10 protein-coding genes and 1 pseudogene are annotated in these 16,437 nt (G+C 47.4%); all 11 read right to left on the reverse strand.

Annotation, left to right across the window (positions count from 1 at the left end; translation table 11 throughout):
- Window positions 1-108: 108 nt before the first annotated feature.
- Window positions 109-306 (reverse strand): annotated as a pseudogene (locus ESP131_RS17090) (transposase); the annotation flags it as partial.
- Window positions 307-1,049: 743 nt separating this feature from the next.
- Complete coding sequence (gene rlmD / locus ESP131_RS15840) at window positions 1,050-2,417, reverse strand: 23S rRNA (uracil(1939)-C(5))-methyltransferase RlmD (RefSeq protein WP_069940954.1); 1,368 nt, start codon at window positions 2,415-2,417, stop codon at window positions 1,050-1,052.
- A gap of 25 nt (window positions 2,418-2,442) precedes the next feature.
- Window positions 2,443-3,405 carry a diacylglycerol kinase gene (locus ESP131_RS15845; protein WP_029342573.1) on the reverse strand — a complete coding sequence of 321 codons (963 nt, stop codon included), beginning with the start codon at window positions 3,403-3,405 and terminating at the stop codon, window positions 2,443-2,445.
- A gap of 147 nt (window positions 3,406-3,552) precedes the next feature.
- Window positions 3,553-4,986 carry an Asp-tRNA(Asn)/Glu-tRNA(Gln) amidotransferase subunit GatB gene (gatB, locus tag ESP131_RS15850; protein ID WP_047393083.1) on the reverse strand — a complete coding sequence of 478 codons (1,434 nt, stop codon included), beginning with the start codon at window positions 4,984-4,986 and terminating at the stop codon, window positions 3,553-3,555.
- 14 nt (window positions 4,987-5,000) lie between these two features.
- Complete coding sequence (gene gatA, locus ESP131_RS15855; RefSeq protein ID WP_029342575.1) at window positions 5,001-6,443, reverse strand: Asp-tRNA(Asn)/Glu-tRNA(Gln) amidotransferase subunit GatA; 1,443 nt, start codon at window positions 6,441-6,443, stop codon at window positions 5,001-5,003.
- Between the two features lie 15 nt (window positions 6,444-6,458).
- Window positions 6,459-6,749, reverse strand: coding sequence for an Asp-tRNA(Asn)/Glu-tRNA(Gln) amidotransferase subunit GatC (gene gatC, locus ESP131_RS15860; RefSeq protein ID WP_047393080.1), 291 nt, complete (start codon window positions 6,747-6,749; stop codon window positions 6,459-6,461).
- A gap of 200 nt (window positions 6,750-6,949) precedes the next feature.
- Window positions 6,950-8,167, reverse strand: coding sequence for an Nramp family divalent metal transporter (locus ESP131_RS15865; RefSeq protein ID WP_047393076.1), 1,218 nt, complete (start codon window positions 8,165-8,167; stop codon window positions 6,950-6,952).
- A 231-nt stretch (window positions 8,168-8,398) separates the two neighbouring features.
- A complete protein-coding gene (locus ESP131_RS15870) occupies window positions 8,399-9,667 on the reverse strand; it encodes a TIGR02679 domain-containing protein (RefSeq protein ID WP_047393072.1) in 1,269 nt (422 codons plus the stop codon).
- A complete protein-coding gene (locus ESP131_RS15875) occupies window positions 9,660-13,742 on the reverse strand; it encodes a TIGR02680 family protein (protein ID WP_047393069.1) in 4,083 nt (1,360 codons plus the stop codon). Before ESP131_RS15875 ends, ESP131_RS15870 begins: the two co-directional genes overlap by 8 nt.
- Before the next feature lie 14 nt (window positions 13,743-13,756).
- Window positions 13,757-14,866: a TIGR02678 family protein gene (locus tag ESP131_RS15880; RefSeq protein ID WP_052169442.1), complete on the reverse strand. Its 1,110-nt coding sequence runs from the start codon at window positions 14,864-14,866 to the stop codon at window positions 13,757-13,759.
- Complete coding sequence (locus tag ESP131_RS15885; protein ID WP_335583353.1) at window positions 14,853-16,331, reverse strand: TIGR02677 family protein; 1,479 nt, start codon at window positions 16,329-16,331, stop codon at window positions 14,853-14,855. Before ESP131_RS15885 ends, ESP131_RS15880 begins: the two co-directional genes overlap by 14 nt.
- Between the last annotated feature and the right edge of the window lie 106 nt (window positions 16,332-16,437).

Here is a 16,437-nt window from a genome sequence, read left to right on the forward strand (position 1 = left end):
CCTCGTAACGAATTCTTGAAAGGCGTACGACGTATAGATACTTCCTTGGTCCGAATGAAGGATGACCCCTTCGGGGTAATTTCGATAAGGGTTCATCCTTCGGATTTTGGTCACGATGTTATATTTGCGCATCAGTAGGAGAATCCGTTCATGGTTGATTCGAAAACCGAGGGTAGCGAACACCTTCATGTACAGCCCCCGATAACCGACTTTGCCTTTGTGACGATCATGGATTTTCTTGAGGAGTGTCGCATCTAGGTAATCATGCTCTTCCAGAAGGGAATCCGCCTCGCACGGTTCAACCAAGCGTAATAGCCACTGCGGCTCACTCCGGCGATCTCACATAGTGGGCGGACGAGATTCTTAAGCTGTGCGATGCGGATGACGGTGTTGAAGACCTGATACTTCTCTACTGGTGTTAGTTCGTACGTTTCGCCTGCCCTTCTAACTTCTCTAGCTTTTTTAAGAGCTCGTTCTCTGCCGTCAGGTATTTGATTCGTGCCTCTGCCTTCGCCAATCGTCTCTCCATCGACTCGTCTCACTTCGGGAGTCCACCCCCGGAGCCTTTCCACATTTATCGTTCAGGAGACCCTCCTCTCCGTCTTTTCGGAACGTTTGGCGCCAGCGAATTAACGCGGATTGCGCTTTTCGTTTCCCGATCACCGTCAGGTCGAATCCAGCCTCCACGAAGATTTATTGAGGTCTCTTCCCTCCATATTCTCACGTACGGCCTTGACCTTGAACTCGGCGATGTACTGGATCGAGCGTTCTGATACGGAAGCGACGTTCGGATTTTCTTCGAGCTGATTGATTTGAGTCATAGTGAAGATGATTTTACTTATGGTTGTTTCTCCCGTCTGAATGAATAGGTTCATTATAGCGATTCGTATCCACACGAAAAACCCCGAATGATACACTTTTTTTCAAGTGTCTATCACTCGGGGTTCAGTTCACTTCTAAACCGTCTGCTTTTTATATTTCAACAAATTTTAAATTATCTATTTCTAAAGCAAATCTGAGTAATGCAAATATAAAAGAACATGCATAACTTAGGATTTGTTAACTATTTCAAACAAGGCAACGCTCTCGACGTGTGTCGTATGTGGGAACATATCGACTGGCGTCACTTCAACGAGTGTATAACCGAGTTCTGTTAACAACTTCGCGTCACGCGCTTGTGTCGACGCATTACATGAGACGTAGACGATCCGCTTCGGTGCGACATCTGCTGCAGCACGCAAGAACTCTTCGTCACACCCTTTACGTGGTGGGTCGACGACGATGACGTCCGGTTGAATACCGGCTTTGACGAGTGCCGGCATGACCTTCTCGGCTGCACCGTACTCGAACGTCACGTTCTCGATACCATTCGCTTGGGCGTTACGACGTGCGTCATCGATCGCTTGCGGTACGATTTCGATGCCGTAGACGTGCTTCGCTTGTTGTGCGAGTGACAATGAAATCGAGCCGATGCCACAGTAAGCATCAACGACGGTCTCATCTCCTGTTAACTGAGCATACTCGAGCGCTTTCGCGTAGAGTTTCTCCGTTTGAAGCGGGTTGACTTGGAAGAACGAATGCGGTGAGATCTCATACGTCAAACCAGCAATTTGATCGCGGATGACAGACGGTCCGTACAAGACGACGTTCTTTTTCCCAAGAATGACGTTCGTATCATCTGGGTTGATGTTGTGCTGGATTGATGTGACGTTCGGTAACGCCTTTAAAATCCCTTCGACAATCTTATCGATACCGCGAAGTTGTTTGACCTTTGTGACGAGAACGACCATCAACTCGTTCGTATGGTAGCCATGACGTGCCATGATATGACGGATGACACCTGCTTTTTTCTTCTCGTCGTATGCTGGTACTTTTAAATCAGCAAGGACTTTACGAACCGTTTGAACAGCTTCGTCGTTTTCTTTGTTCTGAATCAAGCAGTAGTCCATATCGATGATCCGGTGACTCCGTTTTTGGTAGAAGCCAGCCATCAATTTGTTCGATTGGAATGCAACCGGTACTTGTGCTTTGTTGCGGTAACCCCACGGATCTTCCATTCCGATCGTCTCATGGACTGGAATTTCAAGACCTGCCAGGCGCGCGAACGCGTCACGGACACGGTTGTGCTTGAACTTGAGTTCTGCGTCGTATGATAAATGTTGCAATTGGCAACCGCCACACTGGTTGTAAACCGGACAAGGTGGCTCGACACGATCGACACTCTTCGTCTTTTGACGGATGATGCGACCGAATCCGTAAGACTTCGTCGTTTTCGTGATTTTGATCTTGACCTGCTCCGTCGGCAATGCGCCTGGGATGAAGACCGTGTACCCATCGATACGCGCGACCCCCGACCCTTCATGTGTCAGGTCGACGATTTCGACGACGTGTTCATCGTTCTTTTGTACTGGAATCATGAATATCCTCCTTAAAAACCTCGCTTCACGCGAGGTTCGTTTCTGCTTCTTGTAATTGTGTATTGATTTGTTCCATCTCTTCGATCCGGAACTTTGGTGTCATGACTTCGAAATGAGAGCGAAGATTCGTCATCTCGCCTTCGCAAATGCCGCCAAACTCACCATCGATGTTCAAACTCATCTCTGATGTATTCTTCATGCGGACGAATGAGGTCGTGACATGCTCGATGCAAGGGTCCGAGAAATGATCCCCTTTTAAGGCAAGACGCATGACACGAATCAATTCGACGAGGTTACATTTCTTAAGAATGAAGAGATCGAATCGACCGTCATTGAGTGACGCGTTCGGTGACAACTTCTCGAATCCGCCGACGGAGTTCGTATTGGATGTCAAGAACAGCATGACTTCTCCTTTGAATATACCCTTTTCATGCTCCAGTTCGACATATGTCGGTCGGATTTGCGGAAGTTTCTCCATCCCTTTGACATAGTACGCGAGCTGTCCAAGTGCCGTTTTCAGCTTCGAAGGCACTTCATACGACAGTTCTGTCATGATGCCCCCACCAGCGATATTGATGAAGTAATGGACGCCTGCTGATCCTTCGATCTTACCGATATCGACCGGCATCGTATGTCCTGTGCAGATGACATCCATCGCCCCTTCAATCGTCAATGGAATACGCATCGCCCGACCAAAGTCATTCGTCGTTCCAACAGGTAATACACCAAGCTTTGGACGTTTATTGTAGGCAGCCATTCCACTGATCACTTCGTTCAACGTACCATCGCCGCCTGCTGCGACGACGAGATCAAATTCTGCTTCGCATGCTCGTGCTGCTTCATACGTCGCATCGCCGACCGCTTTCGTCGAGTAGACAGATGTCTCATAACCCGCTGCTTCGAGTCGGTCGAGGATATACGGTAAATTTCGTTTAACCATCTCTTTCCCGGAAGTCGGGTTATAAATCACGCGCGCTCTAGGTCTCATAAGATTTTCTCCTTTTTGACTCAACCGTTCATTTGATACATAACTGTTTTATTTTACATGAACTCTCGAGACATTACAAAGCCAAAAAAGACAGCGCCCGATTCCTAACAGAAGTAAAGGAGGAACGGACGCTGTTCGATCAGGTATTTATTTTAGTTTTTCAAGCTCTTCGTAGAAGAGTTGATCGAGAAGGGCAGGGTTTGCCATTCCTTTTGTTTTCTTCATGATTTGACCGATGACGAAGCCTTTTTTCCGGTCACGTCCACCGAGTAATTCCTCGACGACGGCTGGGTTTGCTTCGAACATCTCGACGATGAGACCACGTAGCAATCCTTCGTCCGAAATTTGTGCAAGACCGTTTGCTTCGACGTATGCACGCGGTTCAGCACCTTCTTCGATGACGGCCGTGAAAACTTGTTTAGCGATTTTCGAAGAAATCGTTCCGCTTGCGATCAAGTCGATCATCTCCGCCAGACGAGCCGGTGTCATCTTGACTGTTTCGAACGTTTCCGTCGACTTATTCAAGTGACCTTGGATTTCACCGATCGTCCAGTTGGCTGCCGCTTTTGGTTCTGCGCCTGCTGCAAGTGTCGCCTCGAAATACTCTGCCATCTCACGCGTGACCGTCAATTGTTTCGCATCATACGCTGAAAGACCAAGTTCTTCTTGGTAACGAACGCGACGTGCATCCGGAAGTTCTGGGATACCCGCACGGATCGCTTCTTTCCAATCGTGATCAAGCACGAGCTTGACGAGGTCAGGCTCTGGGAAGTAACGGTAATCCGACGCCCCTTCTTTGACACGCATGAGGACCGTTTGTTTTTTCGTCTCATCGAAACGAAGTGTTTCTTGACGCATCACTCCACCCGCAAGCAACAACTTGCGGTGACGATCTTCTTCGAACTCAAGTCCTTTTAAGACGTTTCCGAACGAGTTCAAGTTCTTGAGTTCTGTTTTCGTACCGAACTTCTCTTGTCCGTATGGACGGACCGAGATGTTACAGTCACAACGAAGTGATCCTTCTTCCATCTTGACGTCCGAGACGCCTGCATATTGCAAGACTTCCTTAAGACGTTCGAGATAAGCGACTGCATCTTTCGGTGAACGCATGTCCGCTTCACTAACGATCTCAATTAGTGGTGCGCCTGTCCGGTTGAAGTCGACGACCGAGTGGTTCGCACCCGTGTGGTTCATCTTACCAGCATCCTCTTCCAAATGGACACGTTCGATTCGGAAGCGTTTCGTTTCGCCATCGACTTCCGCATCAATATAGCCATCGAAGCCGATCGGTTGATCGAACTGTGAGATTTGATACGCTTTTGGCGTATCTGGATAGAAGTAGTTCTTCCGGTCGAATTTCGTTTGATCGGCCACTTGACAGTTAAGTGCCATTGCTGCACGAACAGCGAGTTCAACAGCTTTTTCGTTAATTTTCGGTAAGACGCCCGGATGTCCAAGACAAATCGGACACGTTTTTGTGTTCGTCTCTGCGCCGTATTCCCGCGCACAACCACAGAACATCTTCGTGTTCGTGCTCAGTTCGGCGTGGACCTCGATCCCGATGATCGTTTCAAAGTTCATGATACATTCGCTCCTTATAACTTCGGAAGCGCGAATCCGCCTGTCGCAAGCTCAAACGCATGCGCAGCGCGATAGATCGTCGCCTCATCGAAATGTTTTCCAATGATTTGTAAGCCGACTGGAAGACCGTCGACGAATCCAGCTGGAACTGAGATCGCTGGAACACCTGCCAAGTTGATCGGAATCGTCAAGATGTCATTCGCATACATCGTGACCGGATCGTCGAGCTGTGCACCGAGTTCGAATGCTGGTGTCGGTGCTGTTGGTCCGATGATGACGTCATAGTTCGCGAGAACATCGTCAAAGTCTTTTTTGATCAACGTCCGGGCTTGTTGTGCTTTTTTATAGTAAGCATCGTAATAACCTGAGCTGAGTGCATACGTTCCGAGCATGATCCGGCGCTTGACTTCGTCTCCGAATCCTTGTGAACGGGAATACTTGAAGACATCTTCAAGTGCATCCGCTTCGGCACGGACTCCGTAACGAATGCCGTCAAAGCGTGCGAGGTTCGATGATGCTTCCGATGAAGCAAGTAAGTAGTACGTCGCAAGCGCATATTTCGAGTTCGGAAGTGACACTTCATCGACTGTCGCACCGAGTGCTTCGAGTTTTTGGATTGCTTCCCGGATGTTGGCTTTGACGCCTTCACTGACACCCTCACCGAAGTATTCTTTCGGAACAGCGATTTTCAGACCTTTGATATCACCTGTCAACGCTTGTGTGTAATCCGTAGCTGCGACGTTCGCAGATGTTGAATCCATCTCACAGTGTCCTGCGATCGCGCTCAACAGATACGCGTTGTCTTCGACTGTCCGTGTCAACGGACCGATTTGGTCAAGCGACGACGCGAACGCAACAAGACCGAAACGTGAGACGAGACCGTATGTCGGTTTCAACCCGACGACACCACAATAGGCAGCCGGTTGACGAATCGAGCCACCTGTATCCGAACCAAGGCTGAATAAGACTTCGCCTGCTGCGACGGCTGCTGCCGAACCACCCGAAGAACCACCTGGAACGTGTTTTGTATTCCATGGGTTGCGAACTGGTTTATACGCTGAGTTCTCGTTTGAAGAACCCATCGCGAACTCATCCATGTTCAATTTCCCGATTGTGATCGCCCCTGCTTCATGCAGACGCTCGACGACCGTCGCATCGTGTGCCGGTACGAAGTTCTCGAGGAATTTCGAACCACATGTCGTCGTCATCCCTTTCGTGACGATGTTATCCTTGACGCCGATTGGAAGACCAAACAATGGATTCGCTTCGTGTTTCGCGACATCATCCATTCGTTTTGCTTGCTCGAATGCTTCTTCGTTCAATGAAAGAAACGCACCGATTTTTCCATCGACACGGTCGATTTGATCAAAGGATTCTTGGACGAGTTCAGAAACTTTGACTTCGCCATCCTGAATGAGTGTGTGTAGTGTTTTGACACCATGTTCAAAAAGTGACATCGGGTCATTTCCTCCTTATTCGAACACCGCTGGGACGCGGACTTGTCCGTCTTCCCAATCGGGTGCGAGTCGTTCTACTTCCGTACGCGGAAGCGATGGACGTACTTCGTCCTTACGTAGGACGTTTTTTAAATCGAGGACATGTGTCGTTGGTTCAACGCCCGTCGTATCGAGTTCATTTAATTGTTCAGCGAACCCAAGAATTTTCTCGAGTTGTACTGTGAATTGTGCTACTTCTTCATCTGTCACGGCAAGGCGTGCCAAATGCGCCACGTGGCGGACTTGCTCCTCATTAATCTTTGCCATGTCATTCCACCTCCGGAACTTTTGCGATATATTTTACACTATTTCTAATCATAGCACTTTTCGTCCAGACAAAAAAGACGATGGTGCATCGGGGGGAGGTCCGCACCATCGTCCTTATAGGGGTAGCAAAGCTTCCGGGCGGAAAGCTTCTAGTTATGAAATACCCGCTTTAAATCAGACGAAACAAAAATACTGAATATTCATACTAAGACATCGACGAGCAGATAGACATTGAAGACGATGACAATCGAGACGATCACCCAGGCCAACGCGTTCATGAACCGACTGTTCCGGTGTTCCCCCATGTATCGCTCACTTGCTGTTGCCCGAATCAAGGGAATCAAGGCGAACGGAATCCCGAACGATAAGGCGACCTGACTGAGGACAAGTGCCCGTGTCGGATCAAAACCGGAGAACAGCAACAAGATAGCCGGTAACATCGTCACGGTCCGGCGAACGAACAGTGGTAATTGAAGATGGAGGAATCCACGCATGATCGCGTCACCTGACATCGTCCCGACGCTTGATGAAGCAAGACCTGAAACGAGTAAAGCAATCGCAAACAGATACGGTGCAATGCCGCCAAGCGTGACGTGCAATCCTTCATAGATTTCTTCTAGCGAACCCGCTTGATACTTCGTACCATAAAAGACACTGGCTGCGATGACGAGCATCGCTCCGTTGACCGCTCCGGCAATCAACATCGCTCCCCAGATGTCGAAGCGCTGGATCCGTAACATCGACACTTTATTCGCAACGTGCCCCATCCGTCGTTTCGTTAAATCGGAATGGAGATAGATGGCGTGTGGCATGACGGTCGCACCAAGCATGCCGGCAGCAAGGACGATACTCGACGTGCCTTCGAATCCCGGTAACAATCCTGTCGATAAATCACGGAACACGGGATGGACTTCAAAGACTTCAATCGCAAAAGCCGCTGCGATGATTAAAACAAGAACGGCGATGACAGCTTCGAAATGACGGAGTCCTTTTTGCTCGAATCCGAGGATGACGAATGATAGGACTGCCGTCAACAATGCTGCCATTCGTAAATCGATCGCAAACAGTAAATGAAATCCAAGTGCGGCTCCGACGAATTCAGCGAGATCGGTCGCCATCGCGACGAGCTCCGCCTGGACCCAGTAGAAGAAGCGATAGACCGGCGATAACTCTTCCCGGATCACCTCCGCTAAACTGAGATTGCTGACGATTCCAAGTTTGGCTGACAGGAACTGAATGACGACGGCCATCAAGTTCGAGGCAACGATGACCCAGAGCAACAAGTAGCCATACTGAGCACCTGCCGTCATGTTCGTCGCGAAGTTTCCCGGATCGAGATACGCGACGGCAGCAACGAATGCCGGTCCGATATATGTCCGTTTTTTGGGTAGATCTTGTGTAAGTGGCTGTGTCGCCATCTCGTTCACCTCACTTTTTGTTTTTCATTATACGCTCATTTTGCGCAAGCGCAACAAATATGTTTATGGTAAATAACAACGTATGAAGTGAATCAATTATGACTTCTAAATTCAACGATGAACGTTTCAGTCACTCTCGCTTTCCGAAGACGGGATGCTGAATTTTCATGTTCTGCTCCACTAAAAAGGAGTGTCCGTTTCCGATACGTTACTCGGAAACAGACACTCGATTCATCCATTCTGATATTCTTCAACCATCCGTCGAATCAACGCTTCTTGATAACCAGCTCGTTTTTCCTGACGCATGATCTCAATCACACGACGCAGTGACTCGTCCTGTATACCGTTCAATTTCGCAAGCCGTTCGTCCGATAAGATGACATCTGACTTCGACTGAAGATACGCTTCTTCGTCTAAACACCAGTATGTCAAACGATCAGCATATCGCGCTTTAAGTCTTGCTGCCATCTGAAGCCCTTCCGGATCTAAATCTCCTGCATATCGTAAGTGATGACCCGATACGACGAGCTGATCGAGCAACTGATACGCTGCTAGTTTGAATTGACCGTGCGTACACACGAGCTGCATACCAGGTAAGAAATCAAGCATCTCCGAAAAGACACCTGAATTTTCAACGATCCAAACCGGTCGTTTTTCACCATAAATCCGGTCGACCTGTAATAATTCGCGAAGCGGAACATTCAAAACGCTGTTACGCTTTGACGCTCCGCTCCACATTTCATGGAGGATGCCGTGCTTCTCAGCCACGAGGTTCACACAGGTTACGAAATTCAACACGTCATCTCGTAACAAATGAAAACGAAGATACAACTCATTGAGACTTTCGGAATCCATCGAAGGTGCACCTAGTCGTTGTGCTTTTACGTGCAGCAGATGAATGAACAATTTTCCGAGCTCCGTATCGCGGTCGAGCGCATGCGGATCTCCTGTCATCCGTTGTGCGTAAAGTGGGATTCGTTCGTATTCAACAGGGAGTGATTGATTCATTTTCTCGAGTTGCACACACAAGTGTTCAAAGTGAGGCAGTTCACTCGTTCGATGAACGAACAACGTATCCGGTGTTTTTTGTGCAAGATGGTCGAACCAATCTAGTAATCCCGGGAACGTCTCTTTTAAGCTTTCCCATTTCTGAATCTCCTGCTGCTTCACCAGCAGACGACGTTCTTGATTCGTCTGAAGCGGTGAGTCGAAATAGGCTTCTAATAATTGCTGCAACGTGATGCTCTCGAACCGTGACTGTCGCAGTCTTCGTTCAAAACGTATCAATGTCACAGTACCCCGTCGTCGTAAGTCCTCGACGTCCTCGCTCAAGAAAAGTGCGATCGCTTGTTGATCCTCCCGTCGAAAGGTTCGAATCGACACACTTCCCCCGACGCGACCGTACGATGCATACTTTTTACGAAATTGTTGAAAAAGCTGTTCGAAACGCTTCCCCTCGCGAAAGTAACATAATGCTTCTTCGAGAACCTGCTCACTCATAGACTAAGACTCGCTGCTTTCCGTTCCAGTAGTATTTCAACACGCCGACGTAATCGGCGTTTTGCGGACGGAGCAATTCGTACACCGATAAATGATCAATCGTGTCATAGTCACCCCAAAGAATTTGCGAATTCATGATGAAATCGAAATCGAGTTGTTTGACGACATCGAACATTTCACGAATGTTATTTTCATCGACACCCGCGAATGCCTCATCTAGCGAAATGATATAAGGTGCCGTATCAGTCGCCTCTTGATAGCGCGAATAACAAGCCGTGAACAATGGAATATACATGGCGAGTGCTTTTTCACCACCACTGAACTTATCAAATTTATTATTCGTCAGTTCCGTCTTCGGCTCATTCGTCCGCTCATGATACAAGATGAATGAGAACCATTTCCGGTAATCGAGGACCTCTTTCAATACTTGTAACAGCGTTTGTCCTGCTCCTTCTTCTTTCATCAAACGTTGCGCACGATCGATCCGGGAGCGGAAGTGATTCGTGATGCGTTCATAGTCCTCATCCTTCATCAATCGAACGTCTTGTTTCAGAATCGCGACGAGGTCTTTCGTATCCAGTTCATCCTCTACATCAGCAGTCCGTGGCTTCCACTTGATCGAGAAGGTGATGCCAGATGAGATATTTCGGTTTTCCATGATTTGATTCATTTGTGTCGTCCACTTCTCAGCCCGACGAATCCGACTACGTAACTTAGATCCGACAGACTTGAAGAGAATTTCCTCGTAGAGTTCCCGGTCATCCTCGTTTAGAATCTGTTGCTGTCGTGCATATTCTTCTTCGACCGTCTGTTTGACGAGACGTGGATTGACCTGCTGTCCTCTCAAATCGAGCGTGATCATCCGTTGCGTCGTCTTTTGTTGGAACGTCTCCACTTCATGCCGGAAATGCTCTTCGTTTTCCTGCATCCATTCTGGTAGAGACCGCTCTTCCGTGTAGTCACGCATACGGTATTCCATCAAATCACTCTGTAACTCATAAAATGTCTTCGATAAGAGTTCATCTGCTTTTGATCGCGTCATGTTCAATCGATGCGCATAGTGTGTCGATTGATTTCTTACCCATTCCGCGAATGGCATCTCAGCTGGTTCACTTTCCGTCTCCGTTTGTTGAAAACGTTCACGCAATACGTCTTCCCATATTTGCTGCAACTGTTGATAAAAGGCTTGGATCGGTTCTTGGCGCAATCGTTCTTTTTGGTCGACCTCGAGTTGTGTCGCATGTGTCGTCGCTAGAATCGTGATCGTCTCCAACTCTTTTTCCACGACTCGTAACTGTTCTTGGATGTCTTGAATTTGCTGACGAATATCCTCTGCCTTTTCTTGTTGCAGTTGCTGTTCGATGTGTTGAATCAATTCCTCGATTTGTTCGCGCTCCGACTCGAGTTGATACAACTCCCCCGACTGTTCATCAAGATCGTGCTCGATCTCGCTGATATCGAGTTGAAGTTGTTGCGACGTGCGCTTTACCTGTAGCAGGTGTCGTTGAAGTTGTTCGATTTCACGCAGATCGTCTTTATACGTATACGCATGCTCGAGTGCGTATCGGAACGCTTGAGCGGTCGTATCGATTCCAAAGAATCGCGCTTCTTCTGAAACGGTATGTCGTAGCTGACTGAAACGTTCGTTCAATACTCTAAGGGTCGCGTTCATCCGTTCTGCTTGGCGTCTCAGTCCTTCCATCTCTTTTTTCTTCTCCCAGATGGATTCCTGGATCGTTCGCAACTCACGATCGAGCGGAAATGCGTTCCATGCTTCCTCTGCATCCTGAAGGCGTTGCAGTAAACGTTCAATCTCTTGTCCGGCGAAAGATCGCATAGTCGATAGTTCATCGATTTCGCCGCGTAATGCATCAATCAATTTCTCCCGATAGTTCTTTCGCGCCTCACGTCCGATATAACGAACATATTCTACTTCAACGGCATGACCTGCTAAGAGACCGATTCGGTATGTTCCGTCCTCCATGATTCTCGTCTCGCCAGCATCAATTTGAACACTTCGAAGGAGTTCGTCAATTCGTTCGACCGTGACATGCTCGTTTTCAGTCGGTTGCAGATAATCTGCTAACGTGTGCGTCATTTCATGCGGATCAGCTATCAAAGTACGGTCGTGTATGACCGGTAAATCCGTGATCAACGCGTTCAACATGCCGCTATCGCTTAGGGCGGCCTCGATCCGACACTTCACTTCTTCAGGTACTCCCGACTGGAAATCAATCACGGAATAAAACGGTACGACGGGAACGCCTTCTTCCTGCATCATCTCCCGCGCATGTCTTGTTTCGGGATGTAACGGTGGCTCCGGATCGATTTGTTGCTTCCAGCTTTGAAGCTCCTGTTCTTTTACGGTCAGTTGCTGAACCAGTGTTTCTTGTCTTGATTTATGAAGTGCAATATCCTCGCGAATATGATCTTGAAAACGCGAGATCGATGGTCGAATCTGACGACGGATGCTCTCCATCGTGTCGATGCCATATTCGTTTCGTAATATCCGTTCCGTAAACTGGACGCTTTTCTCATCAACGGAAAATTCCTGATGACGTTGTAACCACATATGAATATCTGCTATGTACGTCTCTAGTTCTTGATCAAATGTTTTTTGCCAATCATCATGCTCCCGCTTCGTTTGATCAAACAATTGTTCTTCATGCGCCAACTCTTTTTGTTGAAGTTGCAATCGTTCTTTCGTTTCTTCAAAATGACGGACCTGTTCTACATCATTGTTTAATCGCGTAAGATGCGCCGCCACTTCAGTGTGCCAAACGGTAAAATCGAACGTTTCTCTTTGACGCTCGAAATCCGCCACATTTATTGCATGTCGCTGAAATGAAGCCATTTCTGCCTCTTCTTCTAATTGAGACAAACCGTCCTCAATATCACTTGCCGTCTGACGAAGCATGATCTGTTGTTCATCGATTCGACTTTTGAACGTCCGCATCTTATCACGCGTACGGTCCTGTTTTTGCTCTTGAGACTCGATTTTCCGTTCGAGTTTCAGTTTCTTATCCTGTTCTCGTTTTTTCTCATCTTCGAGACTCCATACCTTGTGTGCTTGCAAGCGTTGTTGCTGACGCTCTAGCGTCTCTTTTTTAAGATGGAATCGATTTTTTTCAGCAGACGCTTGCGCGACCTGCTGTTCATGCTGTGCGATTCGTGCAAGAAGATGAGTCTGTTTTTCCATCTCTTCCTGTGCCTTCGTAGCCACCAATTCGTATTCTTGAGCCATATCTGCCAGCTGTCGTTCAGAATAAGCGTCATAGCCCTTACTTAATCGTGCGAGCGCCTCTTTTTCACGACTGAGCTGTTCGAGCTGCTGTTTCGTCTGGTCCATATGTTCGATCGTATCCGATAAATGACGTAAATCCTCATCCGATAACGCTGGTAAGGACGCCTCTAGAATCTCGTAGATGACCGTCGGACGAAAGTCCTTTGATAGCTTCGGACTTCTCAATTGAATCAATAGCTTGATCAATTCCTCATACGCTTCCATCGTCTCAAAACCAAATACGTGTTTGTTGACGAGTTGCATATATTCCCCTTGTGTCTGAACGACTCGACCGCCATCTCCGATCATCCGTTCGAGTTCGATTCTCGAATATGGAATTTTTTGTTCCGTCTCGCCTTGACGACTCTTCTTGTACAGTGTGATATCTTTGCCAATCCGGCGATGATCCGTGATGACGAAACCCCAGAATTTCATCGGTTTTCCCCGTTTTGCCTGTAAGCCGATTCCTGTCGTGACGTATTGTTCCGAATCCGTTCGCTTGTACTCAAGGAATAGATAACCGGTCCGTTCTTCTCGATTCGAGATTTCCTTTTCACCTAATAGGTAGTCTTCCATCTTCCGCGCACGTGACCCGAATGGATCGAGACGATCTGGTGATTTTTTTCCGTCTAGTAAGATTGGGAGGAAGCTTTGCATCGTGACCGACTTTCCTGATCCATTACTTCCGCGAAGTAGCATCTTTCCGTCCGACAAGTCAAAAATCTGTTCAGTGTAGTACCAAAAATTCAACAATCCAGCTCGGTTCATTTGCCAGCGGTTCGTCGCTCTCATCTCTGTTCTCTCCTTCATGTTCCGATCATCCGACCAAATCCCGAATGCAGAACAATCATTTCTGACTCTTCTTCGACTTCTATAAGCTCCCAGTTTCGCAGTAACGGAATTAACTCCTTCGCGATCACACGCGCTGTACTCTCCCGGTACTGTTTAGACCATTTCGCTTCATACGTCTGTTTTGTTTGTTCAATCAAAGCATGAAATTCGAATAACGTCATCCGGATCCCTCCCATCTCATCCGGCACAGGTGCTTCTTGCCGCAGCTTCGTCGCGACGTGCAGCGCGACCGTCGAAATTCCTTTCTTATCCGGGAACAAGGTAAAGCGTTGTTTCGCTTCAGGTAAAACGAGAAGTGCCGCATTCTTAAACACTTCTAATCGAAACGGTGTATACCGTTCGAACTCATCGACGAGACGATTACGGAAATTGCGGATATACGCGAAGTCCAAGTCGTCCTTCGATTCACGATAGACGATCGGTGATAACATCAACTTCCGGTATACACGTTTTCGCCGTTCATCGTCTTTTTGTCGTGACCATTCACTTGATAGAACCGATTCGATCGAATCATACTGAAACAAATCTTCTGGATACGAACGCATGAAGTAACGGGCGTGCACACTGACTTCATACAACACTTCCTCCGTATCGTTCATCGCAAATGCATCGATTTCGCCATCCACTGTTCGAATCAGCTTTAACGCATCCAGCTGCTTCAATGCTCGGACGAGCGATTTTCGATGCTGATAATTCGTCCAATCGATTGGAAGTTCACCAGGATACATTTCTTCGATCTCTTCTGTCAGATGTGTTAGTAGAAATTGTTCATCTGTTGATTTTCCTTCCGTGAAGGCTAACGCACAACAAAAGATCGCGTAATCCATTGGTTCAACGAATGATTGGATGCCCATCCAGGCTTTAGGATCGACAGGAATCTTCTCCAGTTTGATGAAGTGCTGATGCACGATCAAATCGAAGCCGAATTTTTCCGACACATATCGCTTCAGCTGGTGCTCTTGTTCGCGTAAACGGTGATAGACAAGTGGTTCATCGGCACGCAACACCCAAAACTGTTCAAATAAAATTCCGAGCGCTTCCTCCATCCGTTCATCTTGTTGCATCCGCTTCACCTCTTTTCTCTAAAAACTCATAATGCACATCCGGCATTTCCAAATCCCCATCAGTCGAACGCAGGATGACACGTTCTTGTTGAATCGTCACGCGAACCGTCGTTCCAAATTCCGTCTGTACTAATTGATCTTCATGTAACATCGCTTTTCCGACCCAGTTCAACAATAACTTTCGAACGAAAGGCTCAATGACCGGTAACTGCTTGATACGCAACCAGCGCTCATCCATGTACTGTTCGATGATCTGTCGTTGCTGATTAAGTCGTGACAGATACTCGCGTTGAACGGCTTCAATTTCTGCTTTTCGATCGATGATGGCTATTGTCTTATTCGCATTCCGTGTCGGTTCCGCTCGCTCATTCACGACGTGTTCAATCGGTTGCTCTTCCCAAATATCCGTATAGAGATCATCGGTTGGCCTCGCGTCACCAACGAAGTGTTTCGTATGAAAAATCCCGAATACGACGGACGATAATTCATGCGCTTCTTCGATCGAGTCCAATCGTTCGAACCATTTCGCTAAATGTTCGTAATCGCGCCGCCGACTTCTGAATTGTTGATGACGCTCACTCATTCGTTGCACGACACGCGTAATGCGCCGGATTGCCTCGTTCGTCCGCTCCTGAAGGCGTTCGAATTCACTTTCGCCGTAAGCTGATCCTAAAAACCATTCTTTGAGACTTTTCCACTTTTCAAGCTGCTCTGTTAAGGTATCTCGCTGCTCTTCTTCAATTCGAAAAGTCTGTTGTTGATGCAAGACGACCTTTTCGAAAAACAATCGCAACGATTCGTCCGAAAACTCCGTCAGTAATTCCTGAATTTGATTGGATGTTCGTTGCAGACCAACGATGAAATCACGTAAATAGATCGTAAAACGATCCTTATAGACGAGAAAGGCTTCCGTCTTCATTTTTTCCGCGACTTTTTCACTATGAATATAGGCGATATAGTCTGATGTATTCCGCGTGATTTGCCGGAAGTACGTCATGGCATCAGCCCATAATTGAGCAGATTCCTCAGCTGATTGATGATTTGACTTCTCGATTTTCAAGAGAACCTGATACAGGCGCTCGAACTGTGTCTTCTCGAGTGAGCCCCCGAACGTATCACCCATCTGTTCTAGCTGAACCATCATCCGTTCGAATTCAACCGTATACGGTGTGCATTGATACCGTGCATTTTTCTTTTTATACTCATCAATCGTTTTCGCTTTCCTATGATCCTGACTCGCGATGAGGTTTCCCCACTTCGTAAGTGATTCTAAATCCTGTTGCACCATTTCAAGCGTATAATCTTCGAACTCCTCATACTGTTTCAAATAATCGAAGATTTCTTCCGGGAATAAGAACTCCCGCATCCGTTCATGCTGTATGTAGAAATAACGTAGGATTGGACGATAAATCCAAGCCTTCTCTGCTGTTAAGTATGTCGCTTCCTTGATTTTTCTTTTGATCACTGGATCCAACTATTCCGCCTCCCTTCTCTTTAATTGTAACTTTATCCCAATATAATTAATATATTTTCCATGAAAAAATAAATCAGATATCAATGATTTGCGTCTC

The sequence above is a fragment of the Exiguobacterium sp. U13-1 genome (assembly GCF_001750115.1).
GTDB lineage: Bacteria > Bacillota > Bacilli > Exiguobacteriales > Exiguobacteriaceae > Exiguobacterium_A > Exiguobacterium_A acetylicum.